The 21,140-nt window shown below is 29.6% G+C and carries 19 protein-coding genes; all 19 read left to right on the forward strand.

Annotation, left to right across the window (positions count from 1 at the left end):
* The first annotated feature begins 9 nt into the window (after positions 1–9).
* The 19 genes from ACI48Q_RS01635 (at position 10) to ACI48Q_RS01725 (ending at position 21,082) form a co-directional block, all read left to right on the forward strand.
* On the forward strand, positions 10–1,644 hold the full coding sequence (locus ACI48Q_RS01635; protein WP_474917299.1) for an FAD-dependent oxidoreductase: 1,635 nt from the start codon (positions 10–12) through the stop codon (positions 1,642–1,644).
* Positions 1,645–1,700: 56 nt separating this feature from the next.
* Positions 1,701–2,636, forward strand: a complete 936-nt coding sequence (locus tag ACI48Q_RS01640; RefSeq protein ID WP_474917300.1) for a CobW family GTP-binding protein — start codon at positions 1,701–1,703, stop codon at positions 2,634–2,636.
* Positions 2,637–3,297: 661 nt separating this feature from the next.
* The gene (locus ACI48Q_RS01645) at positions 3,298–3,495 is read left to right on the forward strand and encodes a helix-turn-helix domain-containing protein (RefSeq protein ID WP_474917301.1); all 198 of its coding nucleotides are present in this window, start codon (positions 3,298–3,300) and stop codon (positions 3,493–3,495) included.
* A gap of 102 nt (positions 3,496–3,597) precedes the next feature.
* On the forward strand, positions 3,598–5,268 hold the full coding sequence (locus tag ACI48Q_RS01650) for a ribonuclease J (RefSeq protein WP_474917302.1): 1,671 nt from the start codon (positions 3,598–3,600) through the stop codon (positions 5,266–5,268).
* A gap of 102 nt (positions 5,269–5,370) precedes the next feature.
* Complete coding sequence (locus ACI48Q_RS01655; RefSeq protein WP_474918317.1) at positions 5,371–5,472, forward strand: ArsR family transcriptional regulator; 102 nt, start codon at positions 5,371–5,373, stop codon at positions 5,470–5,472.
* A 125-nt stretch (positions 5,473–5,597) separates the two neighbouring features.
* Positions 5,598–5,993: a hypothetical protein gene (locus ACI48Q_RS01660; protein WP_474917303.1), complete on the forward strand. Its 396-nt coding sequence runs from the start codon at positions 5,598–5,600 to the stop codon at positions 5,991–5,993.
* A gap of 41 nt (positions 5,994–6,034) precedes the next feature.
* On the forward strand, positions 6,035–6,982 hold the full coding sequence (locus ACI48Q_RS01665) for a ribonuclease Z (protein ID WP_474917304.1): 948 nt from the start codon (positions 6,035–6,037) through the stop codon (positions 6,980–6,982).
* A 758-nt stretch (positions 6,983–7,740) separates the two neighbouring features.
* Positions 7,741–9,660 carry an ATP-binding protein gene (locus ACI48Q_RS01670; RefSeq protein ID WP_474917305.1) on the forward strand — a complete coding sequence of 640 codons (1,920 nt, stop codon included), beginning with the start codon at positions 7,741–7,743 and terminating at the stop codon, positions 9,658–9,660.
* 164 nt (positions 9,661–9,824) lie between these two features.
* Positions 9,825–10,607 (forward strand): ABC transporter ATP-binding protein, encoded by a 783-nt coding sequence (locus ACI48Q_RS01675; RefSeq protein ID WP_474917306.1) that lies wholly within the window; start codon positions 9,825–9,827, stop codon positions 10,605–10,607.
* Positions 10,582–11,379, forward strand: coding sequence for an ABC transporter permease (locus ACI48Q_RS01680; protein ID WP_474918318.1), 798 nt, complete (start codon positions 10,582–10,584; stop codon positions 11,377–11,379). Before ACI48Q_RS01675 ends, ACI48Q_RS01680 begins: the two co-directional genes overlap by 26 nt.
* A 73-nt stretch (positions 11,380–11,452) precedes the next feature.
* Positions 11,453–11,593: a hypothetical protein gene (locus tag ACI48Q_RS01685; RefSeq protein ID WP_474917307.1), complete on the forward strand. Its 141-nt coding sequence runs from the start codon at positions 11,453–11,455 to the stop codon at positions 11,591–11,593.
* A 172-nt stretch (positions 11,594–11,765) separates the two neighbouring features.
* On the forward strand, positions 11,766–13,259 hold the full coding sequence (gene thrC / locus ACI48Q_RS01690) for a threonine synthase (protein WP_474918319.1): 1,494 nt from the start codon (positions 11,766–11,768) through the stop codon (positions 13,257–13,259).
* Positions 13,249–14,121 (forward strand): homoserine kinase, encoded by an 873-nt coding sequence (thrB, locus tag ACI48Q_RS01695; RefSeq protein WP_474917308.1) that lies wholly within the window; start codon positions 13,249–13,251, stop codon positions 14,119–14,121. Before thrC ends, thrB begins: the two co-directional genes overlap by 11 nt.
* Positions 14,122–14,135: 14 nt before the next feature.
* On the forward strand, positions 14,136–15,449 hold the full coding sequence (locus tag ACI48Q_RS01700; protein WP_474917309.1) for an aspartate kinase: 1,314 nt from the start codon (positions 14,136–14,138) through the stop codon (positions 15,447–15,449).
* A gap of 16 nt (positions 15,450–15,465) precedes the next feature.
* Positions 15,466–16,752 (forward strand): homoserine dehydrogenase, encoded by a 1,287-nt coding sequence (locus ACI48Q_RS01705; RefSeq protein WP_474917310.1) that lies wholly within the window; start codon positions 15,466–15,468, stop codon positions 16,750–16,752.
* A 358-nt stretch (positions 16,753–17,110) separates the two neighbouring features.
* Positions 17,111–17,992 carry a DMT family transporter gene (locus ACI48Q_RS01710; protein ID WP_474917311.1) on the forward strand — a complete coding sequence of 294 codons (882 nt, stop codon included), beginning with the start codon at positions 17,111–17,113 and terminating at the stop codon, positions 17,990–17,992.
* Positions 17,993–18,141: 149 nt separating this feature from the next.
* The gene (locus tag ACI48Q_RS01715; RefSeq protein ID WP_474917312.1) at positions 18,142–19,095 is read left to right on the forward strand and encodes a C39 family peptidase; all 954 of its coding nucleotides are present in this window, start codon (positions 18,142–18,144) and stop codon (positions 19,093–19,095) included.
* 181 nt (positions 19,096–19,276) lie between these two features.
* A complete protein-coding gene (locus ACI48Q_RS01720) occupies positions 19,277–19,996 on the forward strand; it encodes a C39 family peptidase (protein WP_474917313.1) in 720 nt (239 codons plus the stop codon).
* 147 nt (positions 19,997–20,143) lie between these two features.
* Positions 20,144–21,082 carry a DUF4349 domain-containing protein gene (locus ACI48Q_RS01725; RefSeq protein WP_474917314.1) on the forward strand — a complete coding sequence of 313 codons (939 nt, stop codon included), beginning with the start codon at positions 20,144–20,146 and terminating at the stop codon, positions 21,080–21,082.
* The last annotated feature ends 58 nt before the right edge of the window (positions 21,083–21,140 follow it).

Below are 21,140 nucleotides of genomic sequence, written 5' to 3' on the forward strand. Positions count from 1 at the left end.
GAAAATCCTATGAGAATTTTAGTTATAGGGGCTGTAGCAGCAGGAACTTCAGCAGCAGCTAAAGCTCGTAGAAACAATGAGAAAGCTGAAATAATTATATATGAAAAAGATAAAGATATATCTTATTCAGGCTGTGGACTTCCCTATTACATAGGTGCAGAAGTAGAGGATATTGGAGAACTTATACCAAGAGATTCAGTATTCTTTAAGAAGAAATATAACATTGATATCTTTACTGGACACGAAGTATTAAATATCAATTCGCAAACTAAAGAAGTTACAGTTAAAAACTTGCATGCAAATAAAGTTTTTATAGATAACTATGATAAATTGATTATTGCTACAGGTGCTGAACCTTTTATACCTGATGTAAATGGTATAGATAGAGATAATGTATTTTTCTTAAGGAATATTCAAAGTGCTAGAAATATTAAGCAGTTTATGGAAGAGAAAAAACCACAACATGCAGTAATTGCTGGTACGGGATTTATTGGCTTTGAAATGCTTGAAAATTTAATGTCTGATGGTGTAGATGTAACTATTATAGAAAAACAAAGTAAAATAACACCTAATCTGGATGATGACATGTCAGTTTTTTTAGAAAATACTTTAAAGAAAAGAGACATTAATATTATAAAAAATACTAGCATTGTGGAAATAGATGAAGGTAAAGTTACTTTAAATAATGGGAGAGAATTAAAGTGTGACATGACTATTATGGCTACAGGGGTGAAGCCTAATATTAGCCTAGCAAAGAATGCTGGAATTGCAATTGGGGTTACTGGAGCCATAAAAGTAACTACTAAAATGGAAACAAACATAAAAGATATCTATGCATGTGGTGATTGTATAGAAACTTTTTCAATGGTTACAGGAAAGCCAATTTATAGACCCTTAGGTTCAACGGCTAATAAGACAGGAAGAATTGCAGGAGATGTAGTTACATGTGGTACTTTAGAATATAAAGGAAATTTAAGTACAGGAATATTTAAGATTTTTGATATTACTGTTGCAAATACAGGGTTATCTGAAAAAGAAGCAATAGCAGAAGGATATGATATTGTTGTATGTCATAATATTAAGCCTGATAAACCATCATATTTTCATGGTAGAGAAATGCTTATAAAAGCCATTGCAGATAAGCGAACAGAAAAGATATTAGGGGTGCAAATCATAGGTTATGAAGGCGTTGATAAGAGAATAGATGTATTTGCTACCCTAATAACATATGGAGCAAAAGTTGATGAACTTTTCCACCTAGATTTAGCTTATGCACCACCTTTCTCAACAACTAAAGATCCTGTTCACTATACAGGGATGATATTAGATAATGCAATTAATAATGACAGACCAATTATTACTAGTAAAGAGGTTGAAAATCTAATAAATAAGGGAGAAAAGGTTCAGATTATTGATGCAAGAGTAAATAAGCAATATAATGAGGCACATGTAGATACGGCAATAAACATACCACACAGTGACCTTAGAGGGGAATTTGACACCTTAAATAAGGATATTTTAACAATAACATATTGTAATAAAGGTGTAACTGGAAATGCGGCTCAAAACATATTGATCGATCATGGTTTTAAAAAGGTGTATAATTTATCAGGAGGGCATAAATTTTATAAAGAAACTAAATAGATTAAAGTATATAGCAAATATATATAATAAATATAACCATACAAGGGGGCAAATAAATGATGGAGAAAAAAATTAATTTATATGTCTTAACTGGATTTTTAGGATCTGGTAAAACTACTGTTCTTTTAAGATTATTGGAGATTTTAAAGGAAGAGAAGGTTGGTGTTATCCAAAATGAATTTGGAAAGCTGGGTATTGATGGAACCATATTAAAAAGAGATAATATTGAAATGGTAGAAATAAATAGGGGATCAATATTCTGTTCTTGTTTAAAGGTATCTTTCGTACAAGCATTAGCTGAGATGTCTAAAGTGAATTTGAAATATTTATTTGTAGAGAGTTCAGGACTTGCAGATCCTTCTAATGTAGAAGAAATACTTGAAGAGGTTAAGGTTCTAGAAGGAGATGTTTATGATTTTAAAGGTGTTCTATGTTTAATTGATGGAGTTAATTTTGTAGAACAACTTGAAGATTTGGAAACTGTTAATCGTCAATTAAAGCATTGTCATATGGCTATAATAAACAAAGTAGATTTGATTAGCGAAAGTGAGTTGCAGAAGGTAATTGAAGAGACTAGAAAAATAAATCCAATATGTGATATAGTGACATGTTCCTTTGGAGAATTTAGTATGGACTTTTTGGGGAAAGATTTATTAAAGAATAAATGGGCTGAAGGAGAAGAAAGTACTAATACAGCAGAGACTAAACCTAAAAGCTTAACCATGAATTTTAATGGAATAGTTGAGAAGAATAAGCTTGAGAAGTTCTTAAATATTATAAAAACAGATAGTTATAGAATTAAAGGCTTCTTTCAATTAGAGGAAGGATGGCACCAAGTAGATGTAGTTGGAAAAAACATAGATTATAAACCTTGTGAAACTAAAGAAACTTCGCAATTGGTATTCATATCAAGAATAGGACCAAACATAATTAAGCCTATAATTAATAATTGGAATGAGATTATAGGAGAAAAAATGGAACTAAAGAATTAATTCATCTTATTTTTTTATTGGAATAACTCTTTTTCTAGTATATTGTATATCATGACTTTTTATATTTTATAATTATTTTTAAATATATAAGTTGTAATAAAGATAATTCATATTATAAGTATATTTAATAAATTGTTGAAATTGAGCTTCATATTATTACTGCGAATACCATTTGCAGTAATAATATGAAGCTCATATCAATTAATTTGTAATGTAGAAACTTTATTACAATTTATATACAATAAATCCTTTTGAGTATAACCATTTATATTTATTTATTGTTTAATTATTTTTACTGAAATTATATTAATTTTAGAAAATTATATTATAATACAGATTGATTAAATATAACATATTATATATAATAATACATGAATTAAGTAAATGATGAGTGTTATAAAATTTAAAATACTAGTAATGTTGTTAAAAAGAATAATTTGATCAGAATAAAATTATATGTTTAATGAAAAATAATGAACTTTTAGATACTTTTGAGTATAGTATCCGTGGACTAATGTATATTGAAAATTTAATTTATAGAAATGATAATAATGAAATATATACAATGTAAGTTGAAAGTACAATTTATAAAATTGGGTATCTATTATTCAAGCTAAAATCAGGTGTGAGAAATAATCAAGAGAAAAAGGAGAAAATAATAATGAATGAAAATATAAATGATGATGAGATTATGACAGTTAGTGAGGTTGCTGAGTATCTTAAAATAAGTGAAGTTACTACTTATAAATTAGTTCAAGAAGGAAAAATCCCTGCTTTCAAAATTGGGAGACATTGGAGATTAAAGAAAAGTGACTTATCAGAATTTATTGAAAAATTAAAACGTGGAGAGAGAATATAGAAACATACGTATATACAAGGATTAATTTAGTAATATAAAGAAATAAAACAGTAGTAAATCAGTGTATAGGGAATGATTTTTATTTATTGAGGAGGATATGTATTGAAAAGTAAGATTAAAAATAGAATTAAGGTTATTCCACTAGGTGGTTTAGGGGAAATTGGTAAGAATATCACAGTTATAGAATATAAAGATGAAATTATTGTAATAGATTGTGGTATTTCTTTTCCAGGAGCTGATATGTATGGTGTTGATTTAGTTATCCCCAATATAACTTATTTATTGGAAAATAAGGAGAAAGTAAAGGGTTTCTTCTTAACTCATGGACATGAGGATCATATAGGTGCATTGCCGTATGTATTAAAACAACTTAATGTTCCAGTATATGGAACACCCTTAACTTTGGGATTAGTTAAAAATAAGTTGGAAGAACATAATTTGCTCTCAGACTGTGAACTTAATGTTGTAAAATCAGGAAGTGTTGTTAAATTAGAAAATATAAGTGTAGAATTTATAAAAAATAGCCATAGCATTCCAGATTCTTGTGCTATTGTTATACATACACCTATTGGAAGGATTGTGCATACAGGAGATTTTAAAATAGATTATACTCCTATCGATGGAGAAATTATGGATTTAGAGCGGTTTTCAAAATTAGGTAAACAAGGGGTGTTATTACTTCTTGCTGATAGTACTAATGTGGAGCGCCCTGGATATACAATATCAGAAAAAGTAATAGGGGAATCTCTTAATAAAATCTTTGGAAAAGCAACGGGACGAGTAATAGTGGCAACCTTTGCATCCAATATTCATAGATTACAACAAATTGCAAATGCATCTATTTTATATGGAAGAAAAATAGCTTTTAGTGGAAGAAGTATGGAAAAAATATCCAAAGTAGCAATGGAACTTGGATATTTAAATATTCCTGAAGATATTATTATTAATATAGATCAAATCCACAAGTATCCAAGTGAAAAAATTACATTAATAACAACTGGTAGTCAAGGTGAACCTATGTCTGCACTTACAAGAATTGCAGCAGGAATACATAAAAGTATTCAAATAACAAAAGGAGATTTAGTGATCATATCTGCGTCTCCAATACCAGGGAATGAAAAGTGTATATCAAATGTTATAAATGATTTGTTTAAAAGAGGTGCTGATGTTATATATGATTCTTTAGAAGAAGTCCATGTTTCAGGACATGCATGTCAAGAGGAATTAAAATTGATTCATACCTTAGTTAAACCTAAATATTTTATGCCAGTACATGGAGAATACAGACACCTAATCCAGCATGGAATATTAGCTGAAAAGCTAGGAATGGATAAGTCAAACATCTTTGTAGGAGAGGTTGGGCAAGTATTAGAAGTACACAATAAAGAAGCAAGGATATCGGGTAAAGTTCAAACAGGAGCAATAATGGTAGATGGTCTTGGTGTAGGAGATGTTGGAAGTATAGTATTACGAGATAGAAAATTATTGTCTCAAGATGGTATTTTAACAGTAGTAATTACAATAGAAAAGGCATCTTATAGCATAGTTGCGGGACCAGATATAATAACTAGAGGATTTATTTATGCTAAGGAATCTGAAAGCCTAATTAATGAAGCAAGAAATATTGTAAGGGAAGAAGTTGAAAATAGTTTAAAAAATAAAACTATAAATTGGGCAAACATAAAATTCACTGTTAGAAATTCACTGGCACAGTTTGTATATATGAAAATTCAAAGACGACCAATAATTATGCCAATAATAATGGAAGTTTAAAGCTTGTTATTAGTGTTTAAATAATATAAGATAATGGTTTTCAAGAGAGGTTGAAAGAAAAGGTCAGAGAAATCTGATCTTTTCTATTTTGAGATAAAAATTATACATATGTTATCTGATAGAGAACTATATGCTTGTAGCATATTAGAGAGTTTTAATATTACACAACCAGCTCTTTCATATCACATGAAGATACTATCGTAAAGTGGACTAATTATTACAAATAGAGATGGGGCTTGGAACAATACTTTCCTTTATGATGAGTATAACAGCATTATCACTTCCATCTATCATTAAATGCAGAGGCTATTAGTCTTAAAGAGATGATTATGGCATACCTAGATGGGAAAGCTGCTTTTCAGGATAATAATTTAGAATTAGCAAAGGATAATATATATAAAGTAAATAGTAAATATGGTGAATATAAATATTTAAAAAAAGATGTGGAAGAATTAAGAGTCCATATTGATAATGCTATTAAATTGAGAGAAGAGATCAATATTGGTATAGAGAAAGTAAATAACTTAGTTGAAACTAAGAAATATGAAGAGGCTAACAAATTAATAGAAGAAATAAACTTAAAAGAGCTAAGTGATGAACAAAGGGAAAGAACTACTGAGTTAAAGAATAGAGTTGACACTGAACTAGTAGCTATAGAAACAGTAAAGAAGGCTGAAGAAGTTAGAAAAGCAGCAGCTATCGATTATCATGGTTACTGTTTTTAAATTACAATATATATTTAAACTATTATAGAGGAAGTGAAATTATGATAGATATTTGTCTGCTAGGTTGTGGTGGAGGAATGCCAATGCCATTTAGATGTCTTTCTTCAACCTTAATTAACTTTAAAGGAAGAAAAATATTAATAGATGTAGGAGAAGGAACTCAAGTTTCTATGCGAATGGTAGCGTGGGGTTTTAAATCTCTAGATATTATATGCATAACTCACTGTCATGGAGACCATATTGTAGGACTACCAGGATTATTAGCAACCCTAGGGAATAGTGAAAGAACTAGCCCTTTAACAATAATAGGACCGGAAGGCATAACAGAGGTGGTAAAAGGCCTTAGGGTTATAGCAAAATATTTACCCTATGATATTAATATAATAGAGAATCCTTCTAAAGTAGAGTTTGATATTGGAAAAGATGGCTTAGAGGTAGTAGATGAAAAGGGAAAAATAATTATGGAAACCTTACAGTGTGACCATTCAGCGCCTTGTTTAGGCTATAATTTTTATATTAAAAGAGATAGAAAATTCTCTGTGGAAAAGGCATTAGAGAATAACATACCAAAGCTATTATGGAATAGGCTTCAAAAGGAGCAAGAGGGTGAATTTGAAGGGAAAAAATATACAGGAGATATGGTTTTAGGTGATGAAAGAAAGGGAATTAAGGTAAGTCTTATAACAGATAGTAGACCACTAGATACCATGGTAGATTTTATTGTGGAAAGTGATTTATTTATTTGTGAAGGTACTTATGGAGAAGATGTAGATATAGATAAAGCTATAAAGAATAAACATATGACCTTTAGTGAAGGGGCAAAACTTGCTAGAAAAGGAAATGTTAAGAAGTTACTTTTAACTCACTTTAGTCCAGCTATGTTAGAGCCTAGGGAGTTTTTACACAATGCAAATTCCATATTTGAAAACACTATTATAGGTGAAGATAGAATGGTTATGAGTTTAAAGTTTGAGGATATTATAGGTTAATATATATTATAAATATAAAGATTTTCATAAAGTATGTTAATTAAATTGATTCTATCATTAAGAAATTGGATTAATAATAGAATTAATATGTAAAGAGATTATAATTGTAAAGAATGATGAATGAAGTTATCTGTTATTGATTACATTTTTATCTATGTACTCTAAGGTTTCTTCAGCACTACTAGAAAGATTATCAAAGGCAAGCATTCAGTCAAGAGAAGTAATAATTTGGTATAAATATAAAAAGGAGAAGCGATGGCTTCTCCTTTTTATAAGCCTTTCTATAATAGGATAGATTTATCCTCAATAAAAATTCAAAATTTCAACACTATACCTAAATATAACTATATTATAAATAGTTATAATTAATTACTGAAATTGACATTTAAGAGAAATTTCATATAAAAAACGTACTTTATAGTATTTAAATTATGATTAAGTAAAATTTTTGTTATAAATGTAGATATAAAAATTATCTATGTTCAAGTGGATTCATGGTAATTTCTATGGCAATCATATTGTATATAATATATTTTAAAAATAATATTAATAAAATTTATCAATTGTAAATATGTGTTTTTTTCACTACTTATTATAAATATTTTGTAATACGGTTTCCTTTGAAGTTTACCTAGAATAATATATATAATTATATATAAATAGAATTTAATATAATATATAGTAAATATTAGAAGAATGTATATTTATTTGATTTGTTGATTTTATGAGATATATCATGGTTAGAGGAGAGAATTTTTATGGCATGCAAAGATATGATAAATAATTATGATTATGACTACACCTTAGACTTATTATTTGATAAAATGTATGATTATGCCTTCATTATAGATTCCTTAGGAACAATTGTTCATGTAAATAGCAGTATGTTAGCAGTTTTTCAATGTTCTAGAAATAAACTGATTGGAACTAATATTTTTAATTATATAAATTATAGTAATATTGATGAGATAATAGCTAATTTAGATGAGGCAAAAGAAAATTATATAGAAAAAAAATCTATAAAATTAAAATTTAACTCGTGTAAATATATAATTACAGATGTGAATATTTTTCTAGGGACATGGAACGAAGATCAGCATATATTTTTTGTATTTAAAGAAGCGAATGAAGTTAATAGTAGAGAGTACATAGAACAAATGAAGAATGTACTGAAAGATACAAATGTAACTATAAGGGAAATTAATAAGAATGGAAAATGCACTGAGAAAATTGAATTAGAGGAAGCAGTTAAAGAGGAAATGTTTATATTTGATTCTAAGTTTAGCCCTAGATGTGAGAAGATTACCACCAAGATTTTACAAGGTAATAACTATGAGTATGAAGATTTTATAGAGAATTGTATGTCTAACGTAAAATATAATTCTATAATTGATAACCAAGATAATGTATGTCATGGAGTAGGTATAGCTAATGATATAACTGAAATTAAATTAATGAAAAGACAGTTAAGAGAAAATGAAGCAAGATTAAGATTTGCTATAGAAGACTTTAAAATAGGTTATTGGGATTGGGATATAGAAAGTGGGAATATGTTAATTGATAAAAAGTGGATGGAAATTATAGGGTATAATATAGAAAATACCAACACTATCAATTACAATACATGGAAACAATTAATTCATGAGGAAGATTTAAAAGGCTCAGGTGAGGCCATGAGGGCATATCTTAAAGGCGAGTTAGAAAACTATGAATGTGAACTAAGGATGAAAGCAAAAGATGAAAATTGGATGTGGATTGTTATTAGAGGTGATATTGTTGAGAGAAATGAAAATAATATGCCTCTTAGAATGGTAGGAATCTATATTGATATTACAGAGAGAAAAGAAATTAAATTTAGGGAAGAAAGATTAATGAAAAGAGAAGAGGAGAACAAGATAAGGAATGAGTTTTTAGCAAATATATCTCACGAATTAAGAACTCCTATAAATGTAATATTTTCAGCAGTTCAAATGGAGAATACTTACATAGATAAAATGGATATTAATGAACTTTTAAAATACAATAAAATTATAAGGCAGAATTGTCTGAGACTTATTAGAATAACCAATAATATTATAGATATGACCAGGATAGATTCTGGTTTTTTGAAGCCAGTGTTTAAGGTTGAAAATATAGTTTCTCTTGTGGAATGCATAACTTTATCTGTAGTGAGTTATGCTGAGAATAAAGGTATAAATGTAATTTTCGATACTGAAGATGAAGAAATATATGTAAGGTGTGACTTTAATTTAATTGAAAGAATTATTCTAAATATATTATCTAATTCAGTAAAGTATGGAAAGGAAAATGGATTTATTAAGATAAATATTTACAAAATAAGTAAAAATAAAGTAAGAATGGTTATTAAAGATAATGGAATCGGAATACCAAATCAGTTTTTAGGAAAAATATTCGGAAGATTTCAAAGAGCTGATAATGGAATGTCTAGGAATAATGAAGGTAGTGGTATTGGATTATCACTAGTTAAAGCGCTTATTGAAATTCAAAAAGGAAATATAGATTTAAAGAGTGTTGTGGGAGAAGGAACAGAATTTATATTAGAATTTCCGATAAGTGAAGAGAACATAGAGGAGAATAGTGACGAAGAAAAAACACAATCAAAAATAAATAATATGATAGAAAAAGTTAACATTGAGTTCTCTGATATATATATATAAATATAGAAAAAGCTATGTTCTAAATCAAGATTTTAATCTTGATTTAGAACATAGCTTTTTTATAAGATACTAAAATACTACATAAATTAGACTCTAAATTATAACAACATTTCATATAAATACATATATTGAAGTATAGCCTAAAACAAAAGGGAGATGGTTGTGTGACAAAAGTAGAAGCAAAAGATATATACATGAATTATCACTCTCTAAAAGGAGAAACTGTGGCACTAAAGGATATTAGCTTTAAAGTAGAACTGGGTGATTTTGTTAGTATTGTTGGACCTTCAGGATGTGGTAAATCAACACTTTTAAATATAATATCTGGACTTATGACTCCATCAAGTGGACAGGTTTATATAGATGGAGAGATTCATAATGGCTATTCTGATAAGCTTGGGTATATGTTTCAAAGAGATCATCTTTTTGAATGGTTAACAGTGTGGGAGAATGTGAGTTTAGGATTAAAGATAAAAAAGATGCTTAATGAAGAATCAAAAGAGAAACTTAAGACATTATTAAAGAATTATAGCTTATGGGATTTTAGAAATCATCATCCAAGAGAGCTATCTGGTGGAATGAGACAACGGGTGGCACTAATTAGAACTTTAGCCATGAATCCAGAGGTATTGTTATTAGATGAGCCTTTTTCAGCATTAGATTATCAAACTAGGTTAAATGTAAGTGATGAAATTTATGAAATCATAAAGAGAGAAGGAAAAACTGCTATTATGGTAACTCATGATATTTCTGAGGCAGTATCTATGTCATCTAAGGTAATAATATTATCTAAAAGGCCTGCTAATATAAAAAAAGAGATAAAAATAGGTTTTCATAATGAAAATCTATCTCCTTTAAAGAGTAGAGAACACAGCGATTTTAGGGTTTACTTTAATGCTATATGGAAGGAGATGGAATATGATGAAAATGGAAAGCAACGAGCATAAAGAATATATTAGAAAGGTTACTGCTAGAAAGAGATTAATTGCTACTTCTAGAATACTTATATTAGTATTATTCTTTCTGTTGTGGGAGATATTAGGTAATTTAAATATAATAGATCCTTTTTTAACAAGCACACCATCCAGGATGTTTCAGAGTATGCTTACCCTTTACGGAGAAGGAAGTTTACTAAAACACATTTGGGTAACTTGCTATGAAACAATTCTAGGATTTACCATAGGAACTCTGCTGGGAACTGTAGTTGCTATAGTACTTTGGTGGTCAGATTTTCTTTCTAAAGTGCTAGATCCATATTTAGTAGTGTTAAATGCATTACCTAAAGTAGCATTAGGACCTATTATTATATTTTGGGTAGGTAATGGTATGGAGGCAATAATAATAATGGCGCTTTTAATTTCCATAATTGTTACTATCATTAGTGTTCTATCAGGGTTTAGAGAGGTAGAGGAAGATAAGATAAAACTTCTAAAAACCTTTGGAGCATCAAAACTACAGATTTTAAATCACTTAATAATACCTGCTACTAGACCTACTTTTATATCAGCATTAAAAATTAATGTAGGGCTTTCTTGGGTAGGAGTAATTATGGGTGAATTCTTGGTGGCAAAGGATGGATTAGGATTTCTTATAGTTTATGGAGGTCAGGTTGCACAATTAGATATGGTGATGATGAGTGTAGTAATACTTTCAGTTATTGCATATATTATGTATGAAATTGTGCATTATTTTGAAAAAAGTACAATTAAAATACAATAAGTTTATTGACAAATAGATTTACAAATAGTACAATTAGCGACAATAATATTAAGTTGAAGGGAGACGAGCAATTATGAGAAGCATATGTGCAAAAACAATAACTATGACAATGCATATAGATACCACTATTACTATGACCATGGATACCACTACGAAACCCATGTTATATAGTAATAATTTAATATATATGTTAATTGCTCATAGCCTAAAGTAATATTATTGGGAGCAATTAATAGATTAATTGCTCATAGTGAGGTTATAAATATTTATAGGTGTATAGTATTAATGATTATATAGCTAATAGTTTAAATATTTGTATTAAGAATGAAACACTGTGTGTAACACAGTGTTTTTTTATTTACAAAAAAGGGGGAAGTAAGATGGAAATGTTATATAAGAGCACCAGAGGAGAGCATAGGTTAGTAACTCCTAGTCAAGGAATTATAAAGGGTATAGCAGAGGATGGAGGGTTATATATCCCGGTAGATATTCCTAAAATTAAAGAATCTTTAGGAGAGTTAGCATCTTTAAATTATAAGCAGTTAGCCTTATATATATTAAAAAAATATTTAACTGACTTTACAGAGGAAGAACTTTATCAATGTATTAATGAGGCCTATGATAATAAATTTCAGGAAGGTGAAGTAGTTTCTGTAAATAAGGTTGGAAAGGATTTTTTTCTAGAGCTTTATCATGGACCTACTCTAGCTTTTAAGGATATGGCATTGTCCATACTACCACACCTCCTTAACAAGGCTCTAAAAAAGAATAATATTTCAGAGGATGTAGTGATACTAACTGCCACATCAGGAGATACAGGAACAGCGGCCCTAGAGGCTTTCAGTGGGGCAGAAGGAATTAAAATAATTGTATTTTATCCTCATAATGGGGTTAGTGAAATTCAAAAACATCAAATGGTAACTCAGCAAGGTGAAAATGTTCTAGTAGTTGGATTGAAGGGCAACTTTGATGATGCACAAAATGGAGTTAAAGCTATATTTAATGATAAGGACTATAAAGAAATATTAAAGGAGAGTGGATATATTCTCTCCTCTGCAAATTCTATAAATATCGGAAGATTGATTCCTCAGATAGTTTACTATTTCTATGGATATCTACAATTATTAAGAAATAAAGAGATAAAAGATGGTGAAAAGATAAATGTAGTAGTTCCAACAGGAAATTTTGGAAATATATTAGCAGCATATTATGCAAAGGCCATGGGACTTCCCATCGATAAGTTAATATGCGCGTCTAATGAAAATAATGTACTTTATGATTTTATAAACACAGGAATATATGATCTTAATAGAGAGTTTAAAATAACAAACTCCCCATCTATGGATATACTTATCTCCAGTAATTTGGAGAGATTAATTTACTACTTAAGTGAAGAAAACACTGAAATTGTAAGTGGGTTAATGAAAGATTTAAGGCTGAAAGGAAAATATGAGATAAATGAGCTAATGAAAAATAATCTAAAGGATTTTTATTCAGGATTTTCCACAGATTCAGAAACATTAAATACAATTAAGGAGATCTATGAAAGTCATGGATATGTAATGGATACTCATACAGCGGTGGCATATTCAGTATATAAAAAATATTTAGAGCAAGTTCAGTCTAAAGAAAAAGCTATGATAATTTCAACAGCAAGTCCTTTTAAATTCACTAGAAATGTATGTGAAGCTGTAGGAATAGAAACTGATAGGAAGGATGACTTTCAATTAATAAATGAACTAAGTAATATACTGAAAATTCCAATATCAATTAGAGACTTAGAGAAAAGAGAAGTGGTTCATAGAATTATATGTGAAACTAATGAAATTAAGGATATGATAAATAAATTTTTACAGGTTGGTGAGAGAAATGAGAATTAAAGTACCAGCAACTAGTGCTAATATTGGTCCAGGTTTCGATTGTTTAGGTATAGCTTTCAATATATATAATACCTTTCATATAGAAGAAATAGAAGAAGGCATTAAAATTCTTGGATGTGATGAAAAGTATGCTAATGAGGATAATTTAGTACTTATAGCTATGAAGAATTTCTTTAATTATGTGAACTACAAGGCAAAGGGCGTATATATGAAAATCCATAGTGAAATACCTATAGCAAGAGGACTTGGAAGCAGTGCAGCATGTATTTTAGCTGGTGTTATGGCAGCTAATGAAATATCTAAATCAGGATTCACAAAGGAAGAGATATTAGAGATAGCTACACTTATAGAAAATCACCCAGATAATTTAGCTCCTGCTCTATATGGTGGAATGACAGTAGCTATAAAGGAAGGAAGCAAAGTTATAACAGATAAAGTTAATTTAAGCAAAGAACTTCAATTTCATGCCCTAATACCAAGTTTTACATTGTCTACAAAAAAGTCTCGAAGTATATTGCCTAAATTGATATCTCTGGAGGATGCAACTTTCAATATAGGTAGAGTAGCAATGCTGATGCAAGGCTTAACAAGTGGAGACTTAGATAAAATTCAGATAGGGTGCAGGGATAGGCTACACCAGGATTATAGAGGAGAACTTATAGAGGATTATTGGAACATTATTAACAAATGCCAGGAGCTAGGAGCACAGGGAACCTTCTTAAGTGGGGCAGGTCCGACAATAATAACAATAACTCATAAAGCTAATAGAAAATTTAAAGGGGATTTAAAGCAGAATTTACAGTCAAAGTGGCATATAAAAGAACTATTGGTTGAAGAAAATGGAGCAGTAATGGAAGTATAGAAGGGGGAAGGTAAATGAGTGATGTAGTAGTTTCGAAATTTGGTGGAAGTTCTTTAAGTGATAGTCTTCAATTTAAGAAGGTTAAAGACATAGTTTTAGGGGATGAAAACAGAAGATATGTAATACCATCAGCACCAGGCAAAAGAAATGATGAAGACTATAAGATTACTAACTTATTATATTTATGCTATGAACAAGCTAAAGAGGATGAAGATTTTGAGGGGATATTTAGTTTAGTAAGAGAAAGATATACTAATTTATGCAGTGAATTGGATATTTCAATGGATATTAATAGCCATTTAGATAACATAAAGAAGGAAATATGGAATGGCATATCTTCAGATTATGTGGAGAGTAGAGGAGAATATTTAAATGGATTAGTTTTAGCTAAGTATTTAAATTTCTCATTTATAGACCCTACAGAGGTTATAATTTTTAATAAAAATGGTGAATTAAATGAAGAAATAACTTATCAAAGAATAAAAGACAGATTAGGGAAGACAGATAGAGCAGTAATTCCAGGATATTATGGTGCTACATTAGAGGGAAGGGTCAAAACTTTTTCTAGAGGGGGGTCAGATATAACAGGAGCAATAATTGCTAAGGGAATATCAGCAAAGATATATGAAAACTGGACAGATGTATCAGGATTATTAATGGCAGATCCAAGGATTGTAACTAACCCTAAATCAATTGAAGTGGTAACCTATAAAGAGCTTAGAGAACTTGCATATATGGGGGCAAGCGTATTTCATGAGGAGGCAACATTTCCTGTTATGAGAGAGAAAATCCCCATAAATATAAAAAACACTAATCGACCACTGGATAGAGGCACTCTTATAGTGCATGAAGATATGAAGGAAAGTGAAGGAATTATAGGAGTTTCAGGTAAAAAGAATTTTACTATAATAACTATTTATAAAACGCTTATGAGTAGGGATAGAGGATATTGTAGGAGGCTTCTTTCTGTATTAGAGAGGAGGAATATAGGATTTGAACATATTCCATCAGGGGTAGACTCAATCTCTATTGTGATTGAAAATTCAGACATAAGGGAGACCTTAGAGGATGTATTAAAGGAGATGAGAGAGAGATGTAACCCAGATTCTTTAATTGTCTATGAAAGTTTATCTTTGATATCCATAGTAGGTAAGGGAATTATAAACACTCAGGGAATTGCGTGTAAGTTATTCACTGCTTTAAATGACGCTAATATAAATGTGAGAATGATAAGTCAAGGGTCTAGTAACTTAAGCATAGTAATAGGTGTGGAGAGTGAAGATTTTGAAGCTGCTATAAGGGCTATATATTATGCCTTTGAAAACTAAGGAGGTTGGAAAGTATATGAAAAAAGTAAAAATAGCTATATTAGGATTTGGAAATGTTGGTAAGGGTGTATGGAAAATTTTAGAGAGGAATAAAGAGGAAATAATAAAGAACTCAGGATATCAAGTTGAAGTAGGTAAGATACTGGTAAAAGATATTAATAAGGTGAGGAAAATAGATGTACCTGAGAAACTGTTGACAGATAGATTTGAAGATATTTTAAATGATGATAGTATAAAGATTGTTGTGGAGGTAATAGGAGGAGAGAGTCCAGCTAAAGATTATATTGTAAGGTCGATGAAGGCTAAAAAACATGTGGTTACTGCAAACAAACTCTTATTGGCTAGTTATTTAAAGGAATTACTTCATATATCTAGAGAAGAGGAGGTGTCATTATATTATGAAGCAAGTGTAGGCGGAGGAATACCAATAATAAGAGAAATTAATGAAAGTCTTACTGGTAATAAGATAAAGAGAATAACTGGAATATTGAATGGAACTACTAATTATATATTAAGCAAAATGACCTCAGAGGGAGTTAGCTTCCAAGAAGCCTTAATTGAAGCCCAAGAAAAAGGTTATGCAGAAGTAAATCCAACATCAGATGTAGAGGGAGAAGATGCTGCTTTTAAATTAGCCATTGTTGCTTCACTAGCTTTTGGAACAAAAATTATTCCTAAGGATATATATAGACAAGGAATTAGTAATATTACTACAGCTGATATTGACTTTGCAAAAAAATATGGCTATGCTATTAAGCTTCTAGCATTAGCTAAAGAGGAAAGTGAAAATATAGAGGTAAAGGTTCATCCAGCATTAATAACTAATTCACATCCAATGGCTAATGTAGGTGGAGTTTTTAACTCAGTATATATTGAAGGAAATGCAGTTGGAGAACTTATGCTATCAGGAAAAGGGGCAGGAGAATTGCCTACAGGAAGTGCAATTGTGGGAGATATAATATCAATCTTGAGAAATACTCCTTCTTTTAAAAAGGAAAAAGATATAAATAGCAATGGAGATAAAGTAGTTAGGCATTGGAAGGAAAATGAGAGTGAGTTTTATATAAGGGTAAATGTTGTGGATAAACCAGGTGTAATGGGTGAGATAGCAACTATATTTGGAGATAATAATATAAGTATTGAGTCGGTAACTCAAGATATAAAAAAGGAAGGGAATGTGTCTCTAGTTTTTATAACTTACAAGGGTAAGGAAGAACATATGGGAAATTCCATTGAGAGAATTAAGGAAAGTAAAGTAGTAAATAGAGTAGAAAGTGTTTTAAGAGTAGAAAACTTTAATTAAAAACATGGATTTGGTTATTTTTAAGAAAGTGTTACTTAAATATTCTAATTGGATTACATTACATGCTTTATTTTAATAATTATAGTAGGCTATTGTGTAAATTACCTATAAGATAATTTATACAATAGCCTATTTTAAAATATGTTTCTGTTTTAATTTAATATAGTATTGATAATATGTAGTTCTAAAATTAAAAACCATTTGAAACAGAGGGTAGAATATAAGGGGATTAATTTTTGTGATTGTTATAATAAGTGTAGTTAAATGATATAATAAGATTATATGAGGCATATGAAATAAAGTACTAATGATAATTGATCATTATGAGGTGCTGTGCACTTTACTTAAAGGGGGATATATGAAAAAAATTAAAACAGTTGCTTACGTAGTGTTATTAGGTGTTATTTTAGTTTGGGGAATATCTTTTGTAAGTATAAAGATATTGTTGGAGGTTTTTTCTCCAGTTATATTAGCCTTTGTTAGGTTTACCATAGCTACTACAATTTTAGTGATTATTATGTTAAGAGGGAAACGTGAGAAAGTAGAAAAGAAAGATTTGTGGCTATTGGCAGCAAGTGGTATATGTTCTATAACTTTATATTTTATATTTGAAAATAATGGAATACTTAGAATATCAGCATCTACTGCATCTATAATGGGTGCAACAATTCCCATAGCTACAATAATTACAGATATTATAGCTTATAAGACAAGAGTTAGAAAGAAAGAAGTAATAAGTATATTACTATCTATTATAGGAATATATTTTGTTGTAGGAGGCGACATAAGTGGCTCTATAACAGGATATTTATTTATGTTAGGGAGTGTAATTGCATGGTGTGGTTACATGGTAATTACAAAGCCACTATTTAAAAGATATAATAATATGACTATAACTACATATCAAGCTATTTTTGGAACCTTAGCTTTTATACCATTTCTACCATTTGAAAGTGTAAATTGGACAATGATTAATGCAGGGACTATTTTTAATTTATTATTTTTAGCAGTGCTATGTTCATCCTTTGCCAATTTTGGATATAACTTTGCAATGAAGGAACTTGGGCTAGGTATAAGCTCATTATTTCTTAATTTAATGCCTGTAGTTACAATATTATTTAGTTTTTTAATATTAGGGGAAACACTTTCTATACCACAAATAGCAGGATCAATATTAATAATTATTGGTGTATACATATCTACAAAACCAGAAAAACAAGATCAAACTATAGAATATTAAAATTTCCAAGCACCCCAGGGGTTATTTCATATTATGGAATAACCCCTGGGGTGCTTACATTTTCTATAAATTGAATTATAATATAAAGTGAACGATAATTAAATATTATATATGAAGAGATTATATTTAGTGGGTGAGTGAATAAATTTATGAAAAAATTAATATATACTGTGATGGGGATAATTTCGCTGGGAATATTTATGGTTACCTTGAATTTCTATATTGGGGAAAGGCAGAAAATAGAAGCGTTGCAAAGCCATATGAGTGTATTAGCTTCTAAGGGAGAACTTACATATATTACAGCTGAGGAGCAGGCTAAAATTGATAAAGAGGAAAAGAAGAAGAAAAAGGCAGAGGAAAAGCAGCGAAAAAAAGAAGCAGAAGAAGCAGAGAAAGCTAGAAAGTTAGAGGAACAAAGGCAAAAAGAGGAGATCTTGAAAAAGAAGAAGGAAGAAGAGGAAGAGCAAAAGAAAAGAGAAGAAGAGCAGAAAAAAATAGCAGCAAAACAAAAGATTATGAACGTAGGATTAGTTAGTCAACTTCCTGAATATAAAAATGGATGTGAAATTACGGCTCTTACTATGATGCTAAACTATAATGGAATTAATGTAGATAAGCATGCTTTAGCGAATAAAGTTAAGAAAGATAGTACAGCTATAAAGTACGATAGTAAAGGAAATATTGTAGAGTGGGGAAATCCTGAGATTGGATTTGTTGGAGATATTACAGGAAAGACTAAGGGTTATTCTATTGACCCAGCTCCATTGATGCCACTGTTAAATGAATACTTACCTGATAGGGCACTAAATCTAACAGGTGTAGACTATAGTGAAATTGAAAGAATATTACTAGATGGAAGAACCATAATTGTTTGGGTAACATCAGATTTTAAATCTCCATCAAGACCTGCTCAATGGACCAGCAATGGACAAGTTATTTACGGAAATTTTTCTCAGCATGCGGTATTGCTGACAGGAATAGATGAAAATTTTCTTTATTATAATGATCCCTTAGGAAATAAACGAGGGGCATCAGTAAGTAAAAAGGATTTCAAATCAATATGGCATAGTATGGGGAATAAAGCATTAAGCTATTATAAGTAGTATAAATACAAGGATTGTTTTAATACAGTTATGATTTAAAGCCACATATCATTATTTAGAAGCCGTTTCAAGAGCTTGATTTACTATAGGCCCTATTTAATAAAAGTCCTAATTTATAGAATTTTTCTATAGATTTATAATCATAATAATCGTAATGATAGAAATGTTTAGGAGGATTTTTATGGGAGTATTTTTAAAGAAAGCTATAGCATTGATAATATGTTTAATAATTTCTATAACCTCGTTTGCCTGTGGTAGTAAAAAAGCGAGTGATGGCCAAGAAAGTGAAAAAACAGTATCTAAGCAAAGAATTATGGATGTACCACTAGTTAGTCAACTACCTGAATATAAGAATGGATGTGAAATTACAGCTCTTACTATGATGTTAAATTATGGTGGAATTAATGTAGATAAACATACATTAGCTAACAAAGTTAAAAAGGATAGTACTATAATAAAATATGATGATAAAGATAATATTATAGAGTGGGGAAATCCAGAAGTAGGGTTTGTGGGAGATATTACTGGAGAGTCTAAAGGATATTCTATAGACCCTGGTCCATTAATGCCATTAATAAATGAATATTTACCTAATAAGGCATTAAATCTAACTAATGAAGATTATAGTGAAATTGAAAGTATATTATTAGATGGGAGACCTATAATCGCCTGGGTAACATCAGATTTCAAAGAACCATCAAGACCAGCCCAATGGATGAATAATGGAAAAGTTATTAAAGGAAATTTCTCTCAACATGCTATATTACTAACAGGAGTAGATGAAGATTTTATTTACTATAATGATCCATTAGAAAATAAACAAGGGGCATCGGTAAGTAAGGATATTTTTAAATCCATATGGAAGAGCATGGGCAATAAGGCTTTAAGCTATTACAAATAATAATATGTAATTTAAAAATCAACAATCATTTTAAAATAAAATCTTAAAATAAAGCCATAAATATAAAAACTTACTAATATAATAGAATTTTCCTATAAATTTATACGTATATACTCATAATGATAGAAATGTTTAGGAGGATTTTTTATGAAAGTTTTTTTAAAGAGAGCGATAGTTATAGTGATATGCATAATATTTTCCACTATGATATTTGCCTGTGGTAGTAAGAAAGATAGTGCTAATAGTGAGTATATAAACAAAGCAGATGGTGGTACGGCTAAACAAGAAATGTCTCAGGAACAAAAATCAGGTATAAGTAAAGACGAAGCAAAGAATCAAAGTAGCCCTAAAGATGTTATAAATAATCCTAATAGAAAATTAATAAAAACAGGAGATATCCAACTAGAAACCTTAAAATTCGATGAAGCTATAAATAATTTAAATAATGAAATAAATAAGATAGGAGGTTATGTAGAAAGCTCTAATATTCAAGGTAAAACTATGAATGAAAGTTATTCTACAAGTAGATATGCCTCATTTTCAGTAAGAATACCAAGTGACAAGTTTGATAGTTTTCTAAATGGCTTAGGTAATATAGCTAATATGATATCAAAAAGTGTAAATGGTCAAGATGTAACTTCTCAATATGTGGATACCGAAGCTAGATTAAAGTCTTTAAAGATTCAAGAAGAGAGATTTTTAGAATTGATGAAAAATGCTAAAGATGTTAAGGATATCATAGAAGTAGAGAAGAGTTTAACAGAAGTTAGATATCAGATAGAGAGCTTAACAGGATCCTTAAAACAATGGGACAATTTAGTGGAGTATTCAACTATAAATATAGGATTAAATGAAGTTTCAGAATTATCTATAGGTGAGGGAAGCAATAGTAGTCTAGGAGATAAAGTTGCTGTAGCTTTTAAAAAATCCATAAGAAGTATTGTTAACCTAGGAAAAGGTACAGTGGTATTTGCAGTAGCTATAATTCCATATTTAATTATATTAGTACCAATAGGGTTCATAATAAGATTTATTATGAAGAAAAAGAATATTAAATTTATTCGTAAGGAGAATAAAGATAAATAATTTATATAAAGAAACCAAGTATAGACAAAATGTTTATACTTGGTTTCTTCAATCTATA

It is taken from the genome of Clostridium sp. LXY-7, from assembly GCF_056172015.1.